We start from the raw sequence: 21,344 nt of genomic DNA on the forward strand, positions 1-21,344 counted from the left end.
ATATTCATGGATTTTGGCCGAATTGTCACTGCGATGGTGACTCCATTTAATGAACAAGGACAGATTGATTACAACGATGTTACGAAGCTTGTGAATCACTTAGTCGGAAACGGAAGCGACTCACTGGTTGTTGCCGGTACGACAGGTGAATCCCCAACACTGTCCAAAGAAGAGAAAGTCTCTTTATTCAAACACGTGATTCGCATTGTTGACGGACGAATTCCGGTCATTGCCGGTACGGGCAGCAACAATACGAATGCATCCATCGAATTAACGCAAGCAGCAGAAGAAGCTGGAGCAGACGGAATTATGCTCGTTACACCATACTATAATAAACCATCACAAGAAGGCATGTACCAGCATTTTAAAGCAATTGCTGAAACGACAGCTTTGCCAATCATGCTCTATAACGTACCCGGTCGGACGGTTGTCAGCCTCATGCCAGAGACAACAATTCGTCTTTCGCACCTACAATGTGGTCGCAATTAAAGAAGCGAGCGGAGATTTGGATGCAGCCTCAATGATTATTGAGAACTCCTCTGACGGCTTCGACTTGTACGGTGGAGACGACAGCATGACATTACCGCTTCTCTCCATCGGTGCTAAAGGTGTTGTATCTGTTGCCGCCCACATTATTGGGAAGAACATGGCACAAATGGTTCAACAATTCTTAGATGGTAACAATACGACCGCAGCGAAGCAACACCGTGAATTGCTACCCATTATGAGTGCGATGTTTATGGCACCAAACCCAGTTCCGGTAAAAGCTGCACTAGAAATGCAAGGCATCATCTCAGGCGATGTACGTTTGCCTATGATTCGCCTTACTGACGATGAGAGCCATATGCTTTACAGCATTTTGCAACCAAACGCCACATTTTATGTGAGCTAATTTAACGTAAAGAGCGACCATTCGGTCTGCTCTTTACTTTTGTGATTGGAGGGATGGTCATTCTCCGCCAAATGGTTATTGCACCGATTCGCTTTTATCAAAAATTCATATCTCCTGCCACCCCGCCTACATGCCGATTCCAACCGACTTGTTCTCATTATGCATTGGAGTCGGTGCAAACACACGGTGTCGTTAAGGGACTACTCCTCGGCATCGTACGCATTCTAAAGTGCCACCCATTTCATCGCGGAGGATTTGATCCTGTCCCTCCAAAAAAAGAAAAAAAACGGCACTCTTCGTGAGTGCCGTTTGTATTAATGAATGGACTACAACGGTTTTTCAAACACATCACGGTTAAATGACGTAAGTGTTTCAACCCCCGAGTCCGTAATTAATACGGATTCCGTAATCTCTACACCGAAGTCATCAAACCAAATGCCGGGCATAAGATGAAACGTCATGCCTGGTTCTAAAAGGATCGATCCCCTTTTCGAAAACTGATTGTATGCTCTCCCCAATCTGGAGGATAACTTAGGCCAATTGAATAGCCTAACCGCGATGCTTTAATGAATCCGTGCTTACCAATTGATGTACGCCAAACTTCTTCCACCTGTTCTGCGGTTACACCTGGTTTCATTTGCGCCAACGTTTCGCTAATGCCTTCGGTAACCACTTTCCCTACTTCTCTTACAGATTCAGGTGCTTTTCCTAGAGACATCGTTCGTGCCAGTGGTGTATGATACCGCTGATAACAGCCAGCGATTTCCAATGTTAGAAAATCGCCTTCAACGTACTTTCTATCTGTCCACGTTAAGTGAGGGCTTGCCGTGTTTTTCCCTGTCGGTAGCATCGGAACGATCGACGTGTAATCTCCACCGAACTCTTTTGTTCCACTCACTTGAGCGTGATAGATGGCGGCAGCCACATCATTTTCCCTAACACCAACATTTACCGTATCATAAGCCGATTGCATTGCATTTTCTACGATTTTCGCTGCTTTTCGCATGTATCGAATTTCTTCATCGCTTTTGATCACGCGAACCCAATTGACAATCGTGCTCGTATTTTTAAACTCCGCATCCGGTAAACCGTACGTGATGCGTTCATGACACATCGCTGTGTAATAGAACGCATCCATTTCTACACCAATTTTTCGTTGGCCTTGACCGAGGTCAGTAAGAATGTTGGCGACAAAATCCATCGGGTGTCTGATGGTCGATTGTACGAACTCATCCGGATAAGGAATAATTCTCCGTTGGTCAAGCCACGTCGTCGTGCGAGCACTATGAGCATCCATTTCCCGTCCAATCCAAATCGGTTCTTCCTCATCTATTAACACGAGTACTACTTGGTGGACGTAAAAACTCCACGCATTGTATCCCGTTAAATAACAAAGGTTTGATGGATTGGATAGTATTAGTACTTCAACGCCATATTCGAGCATTTTCTGCTTTGTTTTATTCATTCTGAGTTGATACTCTTCTCTAGGAAACATAATTGGCCAGCACTCCTACTTCGTTGTGGAATTCGTGTAAAAGCTATTCTTCAATTTCTGTGAAGCAGACGACTCTTGGTTCTGTCATTTCATGGAGTGCAGACAGAACCCCTTCGCGACCTAGACCTGATCCTTTTGTCCCACCAAAAGGCATGGCGTCAATTCTAAAATCACTGCTGTCATTCACCATCACGCCACCAACATGTAATTTTTGAATGGCGTAATGTGCGTTCGATAAAGATGCCGTGAAAATACCGGCTTGCAGTCCATAGTTCACATCATTCGCGACTCTTACTGCTTCTTTTAGGCTTTGAAATGATTCAATCATTGCAATCGGTCCAAAAATCTCTTCCTTATACAACAGTGTATCTTTCGGCACATCGGTGAGCAATGTTGGCTCTAAATAGTTTCCATGTAACACGCCTCCACATAAAAGGCGAGCGCCTTTGTCGATCGCTTCATCAATGCGGTGAATCATTCGCTCTGCTTCTTTTTCATTGATTAACGGACCGACATCATCGGTTTCACGCATCTTGTCTCCAAATGCTAGTCGAGATGTATGTTCGATCACTTGTTCAGTGAATATGTCGAATACATCCTCATGCACAATCATGCGCTGAACACCTAAGCAATTCTGACCAGCTGATGCGAAAGCGCCGTCACAGCTGCCTTTGCAGCAACACCGATGTTCGCATCTTTACAAACAATAAGCGGGGAATTGGCCCCTAATTCCATCCCTATTTTCTTTAGCCCGGCTTGCTTTGCTAACGTTTCCCCCGTTTTAAGTCCACCGGTGAAACTAATTAAACGAACATCAGGATGTGCAATCATCGGAGGAATCACTTCACTCCCCCGACCTGTAACGACGTTTAATACATGATCTGGAAGCCCAGACTCTTGAAATTTCTTCGTTAACCAAAGGCTGAAAGTGGAGTTTCTGTCGCCGGTTTTAACACAACAGCGTTCCCTCCTGCAATCGCTGGACCAATTTTGTGTGCGACGAGGTTAAGTGGGTCATTAAATGGTGTGATCGCACCGACGATCCCGATCGGAAACATGAATGTATACCCATGCCGATGAGCATTTCCAGGCATCTGATCGAAATTTACTGTAGACCCGGTTAACCTTCTTGCCTCTTCAGCACAAATTTGCAACGTTTCTGCCGCTCTTCGCGCTTCTTTACGGGCTTCAGTTATCGTCTTAATGCCTTCAGATGCAATGATTTCTGCGATATCTTCACGCTCTTCAAGAATGAGGCGAGACACATTCATAAGAATGTCCATACGTTCACGCACGGTAAGCGCTGCTGCAATCTCTCGACCGAGTACAGCGGACTGCAACGCTTCCACCATGTCTTCTTTCTGTCCATTCGGCACATACCCGATCGTCACTCGTTTACCTGGGTCTTGTACTTCAATCATCTCGGTTTTTTGTTTCCACTCGCCTGAAATAAACATCGCTTGGTCTTTTTCATTAATTCCGATCATTTCTTACACCCCTAACCTATTAGAATTCAATTATCGGATAGACAAAATGTCAATGAGTACAGCAAATCCAGTCTCCGTAATTCCCGCTCCTGCACCAATAAGTGTTACATTTCCAGACAAATCGCACTGATACGTTACCGCATTCATCGGTCCATTAATTTGCGCTAAAGGATCATCTGCGGTAAGTAATTTCGGCTCCACTCGAGCTGTTACGACGTTACCATCGTTTTCTACAACACCGAGAAGTTTCCACACTTGGTTTGAATCTTTTGCCTTCTTAAAATCTTCTCGTGTGAGTTTCGTGATGCCAGTGCAAGGAACGTCATGTCGCGTAAGGCTGGCACCGAGTAGAACATTCGCTAAAATGACGACCTTTCCTTGAACATCATACCCTTCAACGTCGTTCGTTGGATCGGCTTCGGCATACCCTTTTTGTTTCGCAATATCAAGGCTGTCCTCATAGCTCATGCCACTCGCCATGTCTGTAAGCATACTGTTTGTCGTACCGTTTAATATGCCTTCGATGCGTGTAATCGTATTTCCTTTCAGTGTCATAAGTGGCATACGAAGCGCAGGCGTACCACTCATAACGGTTCCTTCAAATAGAAATTCAACCCCTTTTTTATCTGCGGCTTCTTTCAGTTGTTGATAGGCTTTAACGATGGGGCCTTTGTTCGTCATCACCACGTGTTTCCCCGCTTCAATTGCTGTTTTACAATGAGTGATGGCGGGCTCTCCAGTCAAAACATCGGTAAATGTTAGCTCAACGATAACGTCAGCATTCGTGTTTTCGATTGTTTTCACTGCATCCCAATCGGGTTTTATTGCCTTTTGATTCTTATAGTGTTCGAGTGTTCCATCAACGTCTAAACTTTTGAATACTCCCGCCATATCGAGCCCATTCTCATCGTGTAATGTGCCTTTGTATAAATCGTTAATCGACACGATCTCAATGTCCTGATGATGTTGACTGATTAGCTGTTCTTGTTTCTCGGCTAACAGCTTGGCGAAGCTTGACCGACTCCACCAAAACCAATAATCGCAACTTTTTTCTTCATGAGCACTCTCCTGTTATTGAGTTACTGTAATGGCTTTCATCGCTTCTTCAAGATCTGCTTTTAAATCTTCAAAGTCTTCAATGCCTGCAGAGTACCGAATGAGCCGTCAGGGATGCCAAGCGCTTTTCTCTCCTCTGGCGAAGATTCAACATGACTCGTTGTTCTTGCTGGTCCAACCGTTGTTTCGACTGCACCAAGATTTGCCGCACGATTGGCAAATTTCAATTTCGGGAGCATCTCTTTGACCGCATCCATTCCACCGTGTAATGAAAAACTAAACATACCGCCAAATCCTCGCATCTGTTGTTTGGCAATATCATGGTTTGCATGATCGGTAAGCCCAGGGTAATACACCGATTCTACGAGTGGATGCGCTTTTAAATATTCCGCTAATTTCCCTGCGTTTTCTGTTTGTTTCCATACGCGCAAATGAAGAGTCTTCATGCCTCTTATGAGTAAATAAGCAGCCATCGGGTCCATCGTTGCCCCGTTAATTTCTCGGTAATGGTACACCCGGTCAACGAGCACTTCATCCCCGCATAACACTCCGCCAAGTGCATCAGCGTGACCACCTAGAAACTTCGTAGCAGAGTGAATGACAAGGTCAGCCCCAAGTTGCAGTGGGTTTTGTAACACTGGCGTCGCGAATGTATTGTCAACAACGACAAGAGCTCCTGCTTCTTTTGCAGCTTCGGCAATTTTCTCAATATCTGTAATCTTTACTGTCGGATTCGTCGGTGTCTCAAGATACACGACTTGGCAACCTTTTTTTATTTCTTCAATCATCTCATCGTGATTGCCTGTTTCACACAAAGTGATATCAATATCTAGACGTGGGAGAAACTCACTAAAGATCTTGTTTGTGCCTCCGTACGTATCTTTAATGCTTACAATGCGGTCTCCAGGCGTCAAAAACGTAAGCAGCGTATTGCTAATTGCGGCCATACCTGTTGAAAAGCTCGTTGCAGCCTCTGCGCCTTCGAGCTGTTTCACTTTGTCTTCAAAGCTTGCGACGGTTGGGTTTGTATTGCGACCATAGATATGACCTTCCGCGTTTCCAACCGCCACTTCATACCAATAATCAAGATCGTCGTACGTGTACGCAACACTGTGTACGACCGGCACTTGACTCGCGCCGTGTACCCGATACTTTTCTTCTCCTGCCCATACCGTTTCCGTTGCAAATGATGGTTGTTTACGTGTCATTCTATCCACTCCTCAATTCATCAAACGATTTAACTCATTGAAAATTCGGACGAAAAGAAGCTAAAAAAAGCGTAAGAAAAGAGGAAGACAGAAGTGTCACCTCTTTGGTCTTACCCATCTATAAAGTTTCTCTTTACTTACTGTACCTTACTTTTAGTTCTTCTAAACTCTTTAGCGCTTCCTCCCCAAATGAATCATTTCGTTCTTTCATTCGGGCAATCTCATCATCAACAGCGGATTGCAAACTATGCTCATAAGAAGGCAGGTCATCGGTAAACGATTTTACTGTGACCGTGGCACCCACGCTTTCTCTTTATGAGCAAGTGCATTGCGTTGATGAAACAAAGGGACATCGGTGGCGAACCCTTGATGGAGGTCACCTTGCAGTGGGTGCTTGATGACCGCTTCAACTTGAAGTAGCGTTTGGTCGCGCCTCTCTTCCATAGGCGTACCTGCATAGACACCTGTTTTATACTTTCCGATTACGTACACCAGATCACTCCCTTCAGAACAACTCATCTCTTGATGACTTTTTTACCGTAATTTCACTTCTATCATACGTGATGACATGAGCATTGTTCAAGATGTTAATAAAAAAATGCATAAAATGTTTTCGTTTTGACATCCTAAGCATCAGGAGCATCCGGTTAATACGGTATGTGAAATTATGAAAGGCCGTGCGCTTATGCAATTGTTTATCCAACGTCTCTCTAACCGAACCATCAAATCACTGATTAGTATCGCCGTTTGCGTTGTGCTCTGTCGTGCATTGCACTTACCCCCAGGGTATGCCGTCATTACAACGTGTTTAGCTTTAGAGGCTACGAGTCTTGATGCAGTTCGAAACGGGGCTGTCCGTTTAGGCTCTGCCCTTGTCGGAGTGTCGTTTGCTCTCTTTTTCTACTACTCCCTCGGTGCCCATCCATTTTGGTACTTGTTTGCGATTAGTGTTTTACTTCTCTGTACGATGCAGTTGCAAGTGAATAAGCGCACCCTCATTGCTTCGATCTCTTTATTTGCGATGATGCCAACGATGTTTGATCAACATATTGATGATTACAGTGTACGCGTGATGAGCTCAATGATCGGCATTATGATTTCAACAGTCGTAAACATCTTTGTACTTCCAAATAATTTCATGCCCGAGCTAAAAAAACGCCATGATCGACTTTTTCAAGAACTCAAAGCGCTACCGTCTTTGTATGTAAACGGGAAACATCCGTATGCGAGAGAAAAAAACCGGACGAAACTTTTGAAGAGCGTCCAAGAGTTCGAACGAATGGCAACGTTGCAACGAAAACAATGGCAACTTCGTCCCCCTGAAAAAAGTGAGATGAGAAAATTACTCTATTTTTCTCATCAGCAACGCCAAGTGAGAGACCTTGTGCTTGAACTTTCACAACGAGCAGGAGCGAAGACGGCTCCGTACTTAATTCAGTTTGCAGCTAACGTTCCAAAGCATTTGCATAAACTTTCTAAAGATGAACGCGGACAGGTAATCCAATGGTTACTGCGAAAAGAGAGTTCCATTCCCCCCGCTTACTTGAACGATTACCACCTTATCATGCGCACATTATTTCTATTGGAGAGAACGGCCGTGTTCTCGAAGCAATCCGCCGAGCGTAGACAAGCGGGTTGAAAAAAGTTGGGTAGAGAACGAACCGAAGACGAGGAGGGTACCCTCCTCGTCTTCGGTGTCGTTGCCTACCGTTTTACGGTAAAATCGTATCGCCCATCAAGTAACGGTCACACTCGCGAGCCGCTTCTCGACCTTCATGAATCGCCCATACGACAAGGCTTTGACCTCTACGATTGTCTCCTGCAGCAAATACACTTGGAACATTCGTATTGTACTTACCATACGGCGCATCAATCGTACCACGGTTTGTTACTTTTACTTGCATCTGTTTGAGCAACGCTTGCTCTGGTCCGGTAAATCCAATCGCTAGTAAAACAAGATCAGCATCCCAAACTTTTTCAGTTCCAGGGATCGGTTTTCGAATCTTGTTTCCATCTTCAAAGATGTTTCTGCTTGGACGGCTTCCAATCCAACAAGGTTATTGTCTTCATCTGTGACAAACGCTGTCGTAAACCATTGATATGCACGCGGGTCTTCACCGTAAACCGCTTCCGCTTCTTTATGACCATCTTCTTTGGCAAACGTCATTGGGAACAGCGGCCACGGGTTATTGTCCATTCGAATGTCTTCTTTAATCTTATTAATATCAAACTGGGTAATTGACTTCGCCCCGTGTCGAACAGACGTTGTAATGCAGTCAACCCCAGTGTCGCCCCCACCAATGACGATCACGTTTTTATCCTTAGCGGTAATGTATTCTTTATTTTCATGGTTTGAATCTAGCAATGATTTCGTATTTTGCGTGAGAAAATCCATCGCAAAATGAACACCATTTGCCTCTTTGCCCGGCACGTCGCCAACGCCTCGAGGTACTTGAGCACCTGTGCAAAGAATGACGGCAGAATAATCATTGTTCAATTGCTCCCACGAGATTGTTCGTCCAATTTCTTCGTTCGTCTTGAACGTAATCCCTTCTTCTTCGAGCAGCCGAACTCTTCTCATGACCGTATCATACGGCAGTTTCACGTCCGGAATCCCATACGTTAATAGACCACCAATACGATCATCTTTCTCATAAACAACGACGGTGTGCCCTGCTTTATTCAGTTGGGCAGCAGCGGCAAGTCCTGCCGGACCTGAACCAACAACCGCGACGCTTTTTCCTGTTCTTTTTTTCGGTGGCTGAGCTTTTACCCAGCCCTCTTTAAACCCGCGCTCAATAATTTGCCACTCAATTGATTTAATGGCGACGGGATCGTCATCAATGGCAACCGTACAAGACCCTTCACACGGAGCTGGACACACCTTTCCGGTAAATTCTGGGAAATTGTTTGTTTTGTGAAGTCTCTCCAACGCTTCATACCATTTGCTTGATAGATTAAATCATTCCATTCGGGAATGAGGTTGTATACCGGACAACCAATTTCATCAGAACCTGGGATGCTCGTACCTGCCTGACAAAACGGATCCCACAATCCATACAACGAGCGGCTTGTGATTCAATCAGTTCTTTTGACGGTGTCAAATGAATGTCTTTCCAATCTTTTGATCGTTCCACTGGATCTCTTTTTGGCGGAGCTTCTCGTTTAATCTCCATAAAACCAGTCGCTTTTCCCACTGTGATCCCCTCCTGTTCTGACGGTACTACTTAACCGCCGCTTTCTTTTGCTGACTTTGATCAAATGCTGCCATGACGGCTTCTTCTTCTGAAATGCCTTCTTTAATCGATGTTTCAATCGCTTTTAACATATTGCGATAATCTGTAGGGATCACCTTTACGAAGTTCGTCACTGTCCGCTCCCAATCACGAAGCAACCGCTCGCCTATCGGACTGCCAGTAACCAAAGCGTGCTTTTCAATCAGTTCTTTTAACTCCGTCACATCTTCATCTTTCACTTCATCTAATTCAACGAGTGCACGATTGCAATGTCTTTCAAATGACCGTTCAGGGTTGTATACAAAAGCCGTCCCCCCTGACATTCCTGCAGCAAAGTTCTTCCCTGTTTCTCCAAGAACGACAACCGTCCCGCCAGTCATATATTCTAACGCGTGGTCTCCTACACCTTCGACAACAACACGAGCGCCACTATTTCTCACGCAAAAACGTTCGCCAGCGATGCCTGAAATGTACGCTTCGCCATTTGTTGCACCGTATAGCGCGGTGTTTCCAACGATAATGTTTTCCTCAGGCTTGAGTGGTGCCGATTCATGAGGGTGAACATAAATCTTTCCCCCTGACAAACCCTTTCCGATATAGTCATTGCTGTCACCAATAAGGCGAAGCGTCATGCCTTTCGGGATAAATGCCCCAAAGCTTTGGCCTGCGGAACCAGAAAACGTTAAGTCCAACGTATCTTCCGGCAGTCCATCCATGCCGTAACGTTTAGAGATCATGCTTCCAATTACCGTACCGACCGCACGATTTATACTCCAAATTGGATAGCTTTGCTCGACTTTCGTTCCGTATTCAATTGCTTCTTCACAACTTTCCATCAACATCGTTACATCGAGTGATTCATTCACAAGATGTGTTTGTTCAAGATGCCCGATATGTTTTTGCTGATTTTCTGTCTCAGGTCGATAAAGCAATGAAGCAAGGTCCACCTGTTTTGCTTTTTCATTCGTGATGTCTGTACGTTGTTCTAACAAGTCAGAACGACCGATCATATCATCAAGCTTTGTAAACCCAAGTTCTGCCATGATTTCCCGCATTTCTTCAGCAACAAATGTCATGAAGTTCACGACATGATCTGGATTTCCAGCAAAGCGCTTGCGTAATTCCGGATTTTGGGTCGCAATACCGACTGGACACGTATCGATGTGACAGACGCGCATCATCACACACCCTAAAACGACAAGCGGAGCTGTGGAAAATGCATATTCTTCAGCACCAAGCAGCGTTGCTGTAATAATATCATTGCCTGTCATCATCTTGCCGTCTGTCTCTAACCTCACACGTTCCCGGAGACCATTTAGCACAAGTGTTTGATGAGCATCAGCCAAACCAATCTCCCATGGAAGTCCTGTATGCTTAATCGATGTACGTGCAGCTGCACCTGTACCCCCATCATAGCCACTAATGACAATTCCATCCGCACGACCTTTTGCGACACCGGCGGCGATCGTACCGACACCTGTACCCGATACAAGCTTCACACTAATCCGCGCGGCAGGGTTTGCATGTTTCAGATCATGAATGAGCTGCGCCAAATCTTCAATCGAATAAATATCGTGGTGTGGCGGCGGCGAGATCAGACCAACGCCTGCAGTCGTTCCGCGCACTTGAGCGACCCAAGGGTACACTTTGTTTCCTGGCAATTGTCCACCTTCACCTGGCTTTGCGCCTTGCGCAATTTTGATTTGAATTTCATCGGCATTCACTAAATAATGACTCGTTACGCCAAAGCGGCCGGATGCCACTTGTTTAATCGCACTACGTCTTAAATCACCATTTTCATCAGGAGTAAAGCGTTCTGGGTCCTCCCCACCTTCTCCTGTATTCGATCGACCACCAATCCGGTTCATCGCAATGGCTAAAGATTCATGCGCCTCTTTCGATATGGAACCAAAGCTCATTGCACCCGTTTTGAAGCGTTTGAAAATCTCTTCAACCGGTTCAACTTCATGCAATTGTACAGATGGACGGTCTTTCTTAAACGCGAGCAGACCTCGAAGTGTTGTTTGCTTCTCTTCTTGCTCGTTAATGGAACGACTATAGGCTTTAAACAATTCCTGATCGTTTGATCGACAAGCTTGTTGGAGCATATGAATCGTGTGGGGGTTAAATTGATGCTCTTCCCCATTTCTTCTCCACTGATGGTCGTCACCGTCTGGTAAAGAAAGTTGTTCACTTTCAAAAAGACGATAGGCTTTTCGATGACGTTGGATCGCTTCATTCGCAATCGTCTCAAGATCAATTCCACCAATTCTTGTTGGCGTCCACGTAAAGTGATGATTGATTACATCTTCATGAAGTCCAACCGCTTCAAAGATTTGCGCACCACGGTAGCTTTGTATCGTGGAAATGCCCATCTTTGAAAGGACTTTCATCATCCCTTTTGTCGCTGCTTGAATGTAGGCTTTTACTGCATCGACGTAATTGACGCCCTCGAGCTCTTCATCTCTAGCAAGACCTTCAAGAGAATCAAACACAAGATACGGATTGATCGCTTCAGCCCCGTAACCGAGGAGAACAGCGAAATGATGAACTTCACTCGCTTCACCGGTTTCTACAATTAAGCTCACTTTTGTTCTTGTTCCTTGTCGGATGAGATGATGATGCAAGCTCGAGACAGCCAAAAGCATTGGCAGAGGCACGTTGGATTCATCTGAGTCACGATCCGTTAACACAATGAGTGTCTTTCCGTCTTCAATTGCTCGATCTGCGCGTTTGTGTATGTCTTCAAGTGCCTTTTCAATATTTGAAGACGATCCACTCGGCTCAAACGTTGCAGACAGCACTTCTGCTTGTAAGCCTTGCTCGTCACAAGCGGCAAGCTTGGCTAGCTCTTCATTCGTTAGAGTGGTGTTTCTAAGTAAATATGGCGGGCACTCTTCGCCGTTGGGTGAAGAAGGTTGCCCTCTTTCCCGATTGTCGTGCCTACCGCAGTCACGACTTCTTCTCGAATCACGTCGATCGGCGGATTCGTTACTTGTGCAAATTGTTGCTTAAAGTAGTTGTACAACAGTTGAGGTTTCTCCGACAACACAGCTAGCGGATTGTCATACCCCATTGACTACCGGGTCTGCCCCATCTGTAACGAGCGGCTTGATCTGTTTATGAATTTGCTCAAACGTATACCCGTGTACGAGTTGATTTAGGAGCACTTGCTTTTCGTCATACTCTTTAAATGCATCTGAGCTTTCACGGATATCATCTAGCGTCTTTAGTTCCTGTGAAACCCATTCTTCATACGGGTGCTTAGAAATAATCTCTTGTTTTACATCTTCATCTGGAATAATGCGCCCTTCGCTCGGGTCGACGATGAGCATCTGCCCCGGTTTTAACCTTTTCTTCTCAACAACTTTCTCTGGTGCTGCGGGGAGTACACCCACTTCAGAAGACATGACGACGATGTCATCTTCTGTCACGATGTAGCGGGATGGACGAAGACCATTTCGGTCAAGACAAGCGCCTACACGATTTCCATCCGTAAACACAATGGCTGTCGGTCCGTCCCACGGTTCCATTAGCGTAGAATGATATTGGTAAAATGCACGCTTATCTTTAGCCATGTTCTCAGCATTTTGCCATGGCTCTGGAATCATAAGCATTGCTGAGTGGGCAAGTGTTCTTCCAGACAATGTTAAAAATTCAAAAGCATTATCGAACATCGAGGAGTCACTACCATTTTCATCAACGACAGGTCGCACTTTTTCAAGATCGCTTTGGAAATAGTCGGATTCGAACACCGCTTCTCGCGCTCGCATCCAGTTGACATTCCCTTTAATCGTATTGATTTCCCCGTTATGCATAAGATACCGGTTTGGATGTGCTCGCTCCCAACTCGGAAATGTATTCGTACTAAATCGAGAATGCACGAGAGCGATCGTACTTTTGAATAATTTCTTCTTCAGATCGGTATAAAACGTACCGAGTTGATCCGTCGTAAGCATGCCTTTATAGACAATCGTTCTTGTTGAAAGACTGGCAAAATAAAAAGAATCACCCTCTTTTAAAAGGGCTTTAACTTCTCGTTCAATACGCTTTCGAACAACATATAATTTTCTCTCTAAAACGTCTGAAGACAAACCTGAAGATGTAATAAAAACTTGTTGAATATAAGGTTTTGCTGCGAGTGCAGTCTTACCTAACCCTTGTTCATTCACAGGAACATCGCGAATACCGATGACACTTGCTTGCTCCTCTTTTGCAATCGATTCAAGTAGGTCGAGGACAGCCCTTCTTCTGCCTTCATCGGTAGGCAAGAACAACATCCCAACGCCATATTCCCCAGCGTTTGGTAATGAAAAGTCGTTTTCCTTTGCAGCTTCTACAAAGAACGGATGAGGGATTTGCAACAAAATTCCTGCCCCGTCACCAGAGTTCTTCTCCGCTCCTTGCCCACCTCGATGTTCAAGATTGCTCAAAAGATCAAGTGCGCTTCGCACGATCGTATATGATGGTGTTCCTTTAAGATTTGCTAAAAACCCAATTCCGCAGTTGTCATGCTCAAATTCAGACCGGTACAATCCTTGGTCCCCTTGATATTTGTGAGTCAATTCATTCCACCTCTTTCATCCAACTTGAAGTTGTCTCAGTAAACTAGTAAAAATGATCTTACCACTTATCTGAACCTTCGGCAAATTGGAACTGCCCGTCGCTTCAGCATGTAAGCGCTTAATGTATAGTTGCTTCGGGAAAAAATCTAACAATCATTTTTCTGCCTGTTTTCTATATATTAATCCGTAATTGTACTTTTCTTTAATAGAAATAATACATACGAAACCTTTATCTGTTTACAAACGTAAATGAATCAAGACATGATTGTTGTGAAAATGATATAATGAACAAAGAATTGCTCGGCTGATTTTTACTGACAGAAAGGTGGTCTATCCATGCAAGAAGAAAATACACATGCCCCAGAAGTTGACGAAACGAATTTTGAAACTGACCTTAAAGAACCTGAGAAACAAGAGGCTGAGAAAAACGCAGAACAATACATGAACAAATTTAAAGAAAGTAGCAATACAGCTGAACTAATCCAACAGTTAGGTTTGTTAGGAGAAGATGAGCAAAAACTTGCTGGAGACTCTCTTGAATCATTAAAGCGACCGGTGCAAGACATGCTCTCCAATAAAAACAGTGAGTTGCCTGAACAACTCTTTGAACTTCGTCAGCAAGTGTCGACGCTAGAGCCTGAACACCTTAACCAAAATGCATTGCAAAAAGCGTGGAACAAGCTTACCCGCAAAAATCCAATTGATCAATATGCACAGAAATATAAAACGGTTGAAGAACAAGTAGAGAACATCATTGAAGCGTTGTTAAAAGGGAAAGACAAATTGCAAGAAGACAACTTGATGTTAGAGCAACTTCGGGAGACCGCGACTTCCCGGATCACCAATTTGGAAAAGCAAATTGAAACGGGTAAACAGTTAAACACGATGCTTGAAAGTGAAATGACTGCCGAGAAATGGCGAGACAACCCAGTGGAGTTGCAAAAGGGCCAGCAAAAAGTGATTACACGGATCAAAAACATGACACAAGCGGTCATGGTATTACAGCAGTCACTCGCTTCAGTTGACTTAATAAAAGAAAACAATGAGAAGCTTGAAGAAGCGATTTTTAATGCGATTACGATGACGAAGAACGTCATTACGGTCACGGCAAGCATCCAGCTGGCCCTCGGTAACCAGAAGAAGGTCATTGACGCTGTACAAAGCGTGAACCAAGCAACCGAAGATATGATTTTAAGTAATGCCAAAACGTTGCGTACGAATACGGAAGAAACGTTAAAAACATTGGAAGAACCTGCGGTTGCCATTGAATCTTTCCGTAAAGCTTATGAAGATGTGCAATCTGCGATTGAATTAACCGAACAATCCAATGAACGAATCGTGCAATCCGGTAAAGCGTTCATCGCCGAACTTGATGACTTGAACAAAAATGTTCAAGCTCGTCTGCCTGAGCGAACCGAGCGTTCATAGCACCGAGTCATTGACCACTACTTTACGATGAAGGTGATGATGTTTGTGAAAGATTGGCTAACCTCCTCATGGAGGGAGCGTTTTATTCCGGAGCGGATGCGCACCGTTGACGATCATATATTTTCTGACCCAAACGGCCTTTCACTCATCAAAGAAAGTGAAGCGGTTTTAGACAAAGTCATTTCCCATATATTAAAACACGGACCGCCACGAGGCTCACAAGTGTATAGAAAAAATGGTCGCACCTTTAAGATGAGGCTGAAAGTAAGTCAAAAACATTTGAAGTTACTCACGTTTGATACCCATCAATCTCCTTCTGCCATAAAAAAACGCTTTGTGTTGCATTACGTAAGAAGTGAACATTCAAAAGCCCAACAAAAAATGATTAAAGATGGGTTTGTCTATTATATGAAGAATGGGAAATCGCATGTGAGGAGTGTCGTTAAATCACCATATTTTCACGGCATGATTCAAAAATTGCAACACATTGACGGAGCATTAGATGGACATGCCCCTACTTCTCTCATTCAAATGCAAGACCAACCTGATCACGAAGAAACGATCTCTAAAGAAGCGAAATCAGAGCGAGATCAATATGCAGGTTCTCTAAACTATGTATCGATGCTCGAACACGAGTTGCCTGCGCCTTTAAAGAACCGACTGCGCCAGCTCCTTGAACTGTTGTATCCACTCAAAGAACAGCTCAGGCACTTATCGGTTGAAGATCGGTATCAAGTAAAACGCATGCTCCAACAAGACATTCCAAACCTATTAGAAGCCTATCAGCAATTGGATGAGGAAGAGCAGTCCGAGCAAATGGAAAAGGTGTACGAAACTCTAACACAAATGGAAATAACAGTAAGTCGATTGCATGATAACGAAGACGATATGAAATCAGAGCGATTTGATTACCTCATTCGATTAAACGAACGTCGCTATAACGAAAAAAAAGACCGCTAAACAAGGTTCAGCGGCTGAATTTAACCCCAAGTTCGGACCATAAACGAATTTGGGGTGTTTTATTTGTGAAAGCAGCGTGAGCATGTAAGAAGAAGTGGATTAGAAGCCTATGGAAGGCTCGTATTGTAACATTCAATAAGCCTTACACTTTCATGAATGACCAAGTTCGTGCTTGTTTTCACTGTAGCTGATGCCGATACGATAAGGCATCGTCCCCTCGCCCATTCTCGCTGTGTCTGCGTTTCAGTCCAGGCTACAAGGGTGACATCGGTGGTGAAATAACGGTGCTGCCTCCTGGCTACGGTGTGTGGAAAGAAGTCCAAATGCCCCATATATTTATTAATGTGACAATTGAGAAAGAAAATCATGATTTAAAACGTGAATGCGCACATAAACGGTGTCAACTGTCACAAATCGTGCGATTTGTGACAGTTGCGTGCCGAAAGTGCCCGGTTTGAGGCTGGATTGTCACATACGTGATCGGCCATCACATGCTTGTGCCAGGTGCTGAGCCTCGGTCACGACTTTTTACCCTTCGGCAGACGTTTTTCGTGTTGCCCGCAACCCTTGCAGTGACGAACAACGATCGGCAACGAGATGAATTTCAACAGACAATATGCAAGCACTTACCCGCAATGACCCATCTCGGTCATCCATCTCAGTGAATTTCTTTCGTTCTACTTATATAGATAGTAACCGGAACGATTTATATAGAGTGAATCTAAGCTTTTCCTAATTTGCGCTATTGGACTTTTCTTTCCAGTACAAACGGTTAAATACAGCCTGAACTACAAGCATCCACATGTATTGGAAAGCAACAAACAACATCGCAAATCAAGAATTCATAAAGTTCAACTTGCATCCATTCACAATGTCTTATCCATGATACGATATATAGAAGACAAGGAAGTGAATTTTTATAAATCGTAAAATTGTTAAGATATCATTTATGCAAAGTGTGATTTTACGTTAAAATAATGAGCACAAGTCACTTGCCGTTATAATCAACTCACATTGGAAAGGAATCGATGATGCAGAAACTATTTGATCACACGTATCTCATTGACGGACTCGACCTTGGCATGGAAGAACGTACCGGAATTTATGTGTTGGACAATGAGCAACTAACCATTATTGAAACAGGACCGAGTCAATCATTTGAGCCGATTCGCCTTGGACTCAAACAGCTCGGTTATGAAATGACTGATATTTCTAACATTATCTTAACCCACATTCATTTAGATCATGCAGGTGGCGCCGGGCAGCTCGTTCAACACGCCACCAATGCTCGCGTCCACGTTCACCCAAGTGGCTACAAACACCTCATCGATCCGACGAAATTGATCGAAGGAGCTCGTGTTGTGTATGGGGATGCGTTTGACCTTACGTTTGCACCTGTTCTCCCCGTTCCAAAACGGATGGTCGTTAGTCAAGAAGATGGAGCACAGCTCCATCTTGGCAACAACCGAACGCTCACATTTTTCCATACTCCTGGCCATGCAATGCATCATATCTCCATTCTAGACAGCCAAACGAATGGGATCTTTACTGGGGATACGGTTGCGGTCTATTATAAAAGTTTGAGCGAGCGTTACGATCAATGTGTAAGCGTGCCGAGTACATCCCCTTCCCAATTCGACCCAGCAATGATGGCAAATTCGTGGGAAAAGATTCGTCGGTTATCTCCGGATGTTTTGTATTTAGGCCATTTTGGCGCCCCACGGCAAACCGATCAACTGTTTCTAAACAGCGAACAACTGCTCGAGAAATTTATCGATGCGTTAAGAACAGAATCACAAGATGCAAAGCGGTTAGCGCGCATCCTTCAACAAACCGTTCAAGATCATTATCGGCTCGAACACCTTACAGGTGATGAATCCAATATGTTAAACGTCGATTGCCAAGTTTCAGCACTCGGTCTCCTCCACGCTTATGAAAAAGGGAGAATCGAGCTAGATGGTTGAACAACGGTTGAAAGCCCTTTATAATGAGTAGGTGAACTGTGTTGAAAAGAGAGGATAAGTATGAATCGTAAAGAAGCATTGCAATGGCAAGGAAAAACGGTTATTTTTCAAAATGATTCGACGTGCAGTTATTACGGAGTACTAGAAGAAATTCATACACCCCAGAACAAGATATGGACTGGAACCATTCTCGTTCAAGGAGTACACGAAATCTTTGATGTGGATGCGATCTTTTCGCTAAAAGACCGTGGTGGTGAACGGTTTACGATCTCTGGAAACAACATCCATCCTTTTGACGGAAAAACCTCTCGTTCATTTCGAGGATCTGTGCTCAGAGCGCTCACAAATCTAGAAAACGTAACAAGTGCAAACATCCAACATTTAAAAGAACAGAAGAAACACCTTCAAGATTCTCGCTTGCGCTTTAAAAATGGCCATCGTCAATCGGAAGATCCTTATTTATATTTTACATTAGGGTATGAAGAAGAAGAAATTGTACTCATCGAAAACTCGCAAAAAGAGCGCATGATGCTGGACGGTTGCCCTTTTGATTTAGAATGGTACTATGCAAAACATGACGAGTGGTTGATGGTTCTTCATGAGCGCGAATGGAAATTCAAATTAAAAAACGGCAAGAAAGTACGTCTCGAACAAGGTGCTGCCGTTCGTATTCACAAGGAACAGTTTGAACCTTTCCAAATTCTGCTCAACGAACTTGAAACGCCAGCGAAAGAATCTCTAGCGAGTATTCTTAGAGATTTCGGATATAAACGTAAACATCTTGTGAAATGTCACAATACGTTACTTCGCCAATTGCTGCACGCACAAGAGGAGCAAAAGTTTACCGGAGTGAACTTCTTGATCTTTGAAAAAGAAGCGTCCTCCATCATTATTCAACATCGTTACGAACGCATTTTGCACCATATCGGTGAAGATTACGTGTATGACCGGTTTGAATGCACGTCTGACCAAAACGAACGGCAAGTGCTTACGTATACGAATATGCAGACACTAAAATAAAGAAGATGAACCCCTTTAAAGCGGTTCATCTTCTTTTTCGTTTGGACCCAGGTGTGTATGATGTTTTGAAAACCAGGCGAGTAACGTCTGTCCGTCTTCTTCGCCTAAATCATATACTTCAAAACTTTTCCCCGATAAACTTGAAAGAATGGATACTGAAAATGTCGATAACGTTCTCCATCTTTGAATTGGAGATTGCACGACGTCAGCAGCTTGAATTCTTCGCTTAGGAATGAGAACTCGGTTCAGGTTGAACAATCGCCATTGCATAATAACAAAGTGATCGTCATGATAAAAGCCACCGTGCTTATGTCGCCAATGCCCGACGAGCATACCAGGGATAATTAACAATAAACTGTACCACCCTACCGGTTGGAAGAAATAGACGATAGGGACAATCACGAATAAAAGCGGGAAGACGGAGCGAATCATGTAGCGGAACTTCGCCCTCTTCGGCAAACGTGACAACGTATATTCTTCTTCAAGAGAGAATTCTGGTAGAAACTGAGCGAGCACGTCCTCCACTTCGGAACGTTTGATAAGCGGAATGAGCATCGTTGACTGCTGTTCCTCTGCACTGCCGCCACCTTTTGATTCAACATATAAGGTTGTATAGCCAAACGGCTGTCTAAGAATACTCGAAACCATGCGGACAGCGGTAATCCGGTGCTCTTTTAGTGTGAGTTGTTTTCTTTCCAACAATCCTCGGGAAACAATAATATCAGTCCCGCGCTTCTCCACTTGAAATTGCCCGTACTTGATGATCGTAATACCTATTGAAATAACCCAAGCAATAATGGCAATGGAAACGACAATCACAGTAATTAGCGTCATCGTTAACGAAAGAGCAATGCCAATCGTTGACTCGTAAAATTGTTCAGGCAAAAGGAAGTCGATTTGGGACACGAGTGCCACTACTGCTGATAACACAAGTCCGACACCGCCAGATGTCATACCAGCTACGATAAGTCGCTTCGTACCGAGTACCCACTTCTCTTCGGGCTCTTCTTCTACCCAATCTTCCTCCACCTCATCAAGTTCCTGATCGGCAAGGTATTCATCTGTATGGGCTCTTCATGAAATGCCTCATCATCTGTTTGAATCTCTTCATCAACCGTCTCTTCTTGAGGTTTTTTGAGAAGTTTTTTCTTTAGGCGATTCGCTTCACTTCGGTCGAGTGCAATTAACTCTACATCAGGCTCACTACCTCCACCTGCAGTCTCAATTTTCACTTTCACTAACCCAAAAGGTCGTTGTAAAAGACCCGCCGACATGTCAAAACTTTGGACACGACTTCTTTGAATATAGCGCTGTTTTTTTATGAGGACGCCTTGGCGAATATGAAGTTCTCGATCTTCCACACGGTATCGGTACATGAACCAATACAAAAAGCTATACCCCCCGGAAATGAGCAAGATTGCAGGTATGATGATGAGTGCGAATAAACCTGGAAATCCTGTACCTCCGATAAAAAAGGCAATGATGATCGGGATAATAAAACTTTTCAACCCCGATAACACCATGATTACGACAGCTGCCCAGTGCATTCTTTTGCCGTCAGTCATCTTCATCAGCCGTTTGGGCCAAAACGGCAATTTGATCCCGAAGATCCGAGGCCACTTCTTCTGTTAATGCAGGAATTTGATGAATGGTCGCAGCCGTTGATATGGAAACGGCCGATAGCTTATAGTGCCTATAGATCGGCCCTTGTTCTGTATCTACATGCTGCACACGATTCATTGGAACGAGTGTTCTACGTATAATAAATACACCGTACTGAAAGTCAATTTCCTCGTCGTGAACTTCATAGCGCCATCGGCGCCACCTGACTGCTGGAATGACAAGACTTTTTAATATTGCGATCAAGATCCATAGCAGCATCACTGTATAAAATCCAAAACGGCCAATCAAAGAAAAACGACAACCCTGCATATGCAAGTGGTAATAATAAGTAAAATAAGCTTTCTAAAAGTCCTGTAATACGCCATACAGGAAGCGCCTTTTAGATAGGCGCTTCGCCGGTACTTCTCGCA

At 44.1% G+C, this 21,344-nt stretch carries 11 protein-coding genes and 7 pseudogenes; 7 read left to right on the forward strand and 11 right to left on the reverse strand.

Going from position 1 to position 21,344, the window contains the following annotated elements:
- The first annotated feature begins 6 nt into the window (after positions 1-6).
- A pseudogene (dapA, locus tag JCM19039_RS03675) lies at positions 7-892 on the forward strand (4-hydroxy-tetrahydrodipicolinate synthase).
- A 71-nt stretch (positions 893-963) separates the two neighbouring features.
- Positions 964-1,194, forward strand: a complete 231-nt coding sequence (yidD, locus tag JCM19039_RS22945; protein ID WP_373974967.1) for a membrane protein insertion efficiency factor YidD — start codon at positions 964-966, stop codon at positions 1,192-1,194.
- A gap of 24 nt (positions 1,195-1,218) precedes the next feature.
- Here the strand turns inward: yidD and JCM19039_RS03680 are convergent.
- The 5 genes and pseudogenes from JCM19039_RS03680 to kapB all read right to left on the reverse strand — a co-directional run bounded on the left by JCM19039_RS03680 (position 1,219) and on the right by kapB (position 6,657).
- Positions 1,219-2,387, reverse strand: a pseudogene (locus tag JCM19039_RS03680) (M24 family metallopeptidase).
- A 43-nt stretch (positions 2,388-2,430) separates the two neighbouring features.
- Positions 2,431-3,874 (reverse strand): annotated as a pseudogene (locus JCM19039_RS27725) (aldehyde dehydrogenase family protein).
- Between the two features lie 30 nt (positions 3,875-3,904).
- A complete protein-coding gene (locus JCM19039_RS03690; RefSeq protein WP_307190151.1) occupies positions 3,905-4,876 on the reverse strand; it encodes a homoserine dehydrogenase in 972 nt (323 codons plus the stop codon).
- Between the two features lie 69 nt (positions 4,877-4,945).
- A pseudogene (locus JCM19039_RS03695) lies at positions 4,946-6,138 on the reverse strand (cystathionine gamma-synthase family protein).
- 133 nt (positions 6,139-6,271) lie between these two features.
- Positions 6,272-6,657, reverse strand: a pseudogene (gene kapB / locus JCM19039_RS27730) (sporulation phosphorelay system protein KapB).
- A 148-nt stretch (positions 6,658-6,805) separates the two neighbouring features.
- On the opposite strand from kapB, the gene JCM19039_RS03705 reads away from it, so the two are divergent.
- The gene (locus tag JCM19039_RS03705; protein ID WP_042423964.1) at positions 6,806-7,777 is read left to right on the forward strand and encodes an aromatic acid exporter family protein; all 972 of its coding nucleotides are present in this window, start codon (positions 6,806-6,808) and stop codon (positions 7,775-7,777) included.
- 73 nt (positions 7,778-7,850) lie between these two features.
- Here JCM19039_RS03705 and JCM19039_RS03710 read toward each other — a convergent pair.
- Positions 7,851-9,335, reverse strand: a pseudogene (locus JCM19039_RS03710) (glutamate synthase subunit beta).
- Positions 9,336-9,361: 26 nt separating this feature from the next.
- A pseudogene (gene gltB / locus JCM19039_RS03715) lies at positions 9,362-13,939 on the reverse strand (glutamate synthase large subunit).
- Between the two features lie 336 nt (positions 13,940-14,275).
- On the opposite strand from gltB, the gene JCM19039_RS03720 reads away from it, so the two are divergent.
- Together JCM19039_RS03720 and JCM19039_RS03725 are read left to right on the forward strand one after the other, a co-directional pair.
- A complete protein-coding gene (locus JCM19039_RS03720; protein WP_042423966.1) occupies positions 14,276-15,367 on the forward strand; it encodes a toxic anion resistance protein in 1,092 nt (363 codons plus the stop codon).
- Between the two features lie 45 nt (positions 15,368-15,412).
- Entirely contained in the window at positions 15,413-16,327 is a 915-nt protein-coding gene (locus JCM19039_RS03725) for a hypothetical protein (protein ID WP_152550069.1), read from the forward strand.
- Between the two features lie 528 nt (positions 16,328-16,855).
- Here the strand turns inward: JCM19039_RS03725 and JCM19039_RS26300 are convergent.
- Positions 16,856-16,984, reverse strand: a complete 129-nt coding sequence (locus tag JCM19039_RS26300) for a hypothetical protein (RefSeq protein WP_255343619.1) — start codon at positions 16,982-16,984, stop codon at positions 16,856-16,858.
- 371 nt (positions 16,985-17,355) lie between these two features.
- On the opposite strand from JCM19039_RS26300, the gene JCM19039_RS03730 reads away from it, so the two are divergent.
- Positions 17,356-18,291: an MBL fold metallo-hydrolase gene (locus tag JCM19039_RS03730; RefSeq protein ID WP_052398490.1), complete on the forward strand. Its 936-nt coding sequence runs from the start codon at positions 17,356-17,358 to the stop codon at positions 18,289-18,291.
- A gap of 60 nt (positions 18,292-18,351) precedes the next feature.
- Entirely contained in the window at positions 18,352-19,311 is a 960-nt protein-coding gene (locus tag JCM19039_RS21520; RefSeq protein ID WP_052398491.1) for a DUF2777 family protein, read from the forward strand.
- Between the two features lie 15 nt (positions 19,312-19,326).
- Here JCM19039_RS21520 and JCM19039_RS03740 read toward each other — a convergent pair whose 3' ends face one another.
- Genes JCM19039_RS03740 through JCM19039_RS03750 form a run of 3 tightly spaced genes read right to left on the reverse strand, consistent with a single transcriptional unit; the run spans position 19,327 to position 21,192 of the window.
- Positions 19,327-20,340 (reverse strand): PH domain-containing protein, encoded by a 1,014-nt coding sequence (locus tag JCM19039_RS03740; RefSeq protein ID WP_042423969.1) that lies wholly within the window; start codon positions 20,338-20,340, stop codon positions 19,327-19,329.
- The gene (locus JCM19039_RS03745; RefSeq protein ID WP_042423972.1) at positions 20,322-20,876 is read right to left on the reverse strand and encodes a PH domain-containing protein; all 555 of its coding nucleotides are present in this window, start codon (positions 20,874-20,876) and stop codon (positions 20,322-20,324) included. Before JCM19039_RS03745 ends, JCM19039_RS03740 begins: the two co-directional genes overlap by 19 nt.
- Complete coding sequence (locus tag JCM19039_RS03750) at positions 20,869-21,192, reverse strand: PH domain-containing protein (protein ID WP_307190152.1); 324 nt, start codon at positions 21,190-21,192, stop codon at positions 20,869-20,871. Before JCM19039_RS03750 ends, JCM19039_RS03745 begins: the two co-directional genes overlap by 8 nt.
- Positions 21,193-21,344 lie beyond the last annotated feature (152 nt).

It is taken from the genome of Geomicrobium sp. JCM 19039 (assembly GCF_000698145.1).
In the GTDB taxonomy this organism is placed as follows: domain Bacteria; phylum Bacillota; class Bacilli; order Bacillales; family Marinococcaceae; genus Geomicrobium_A.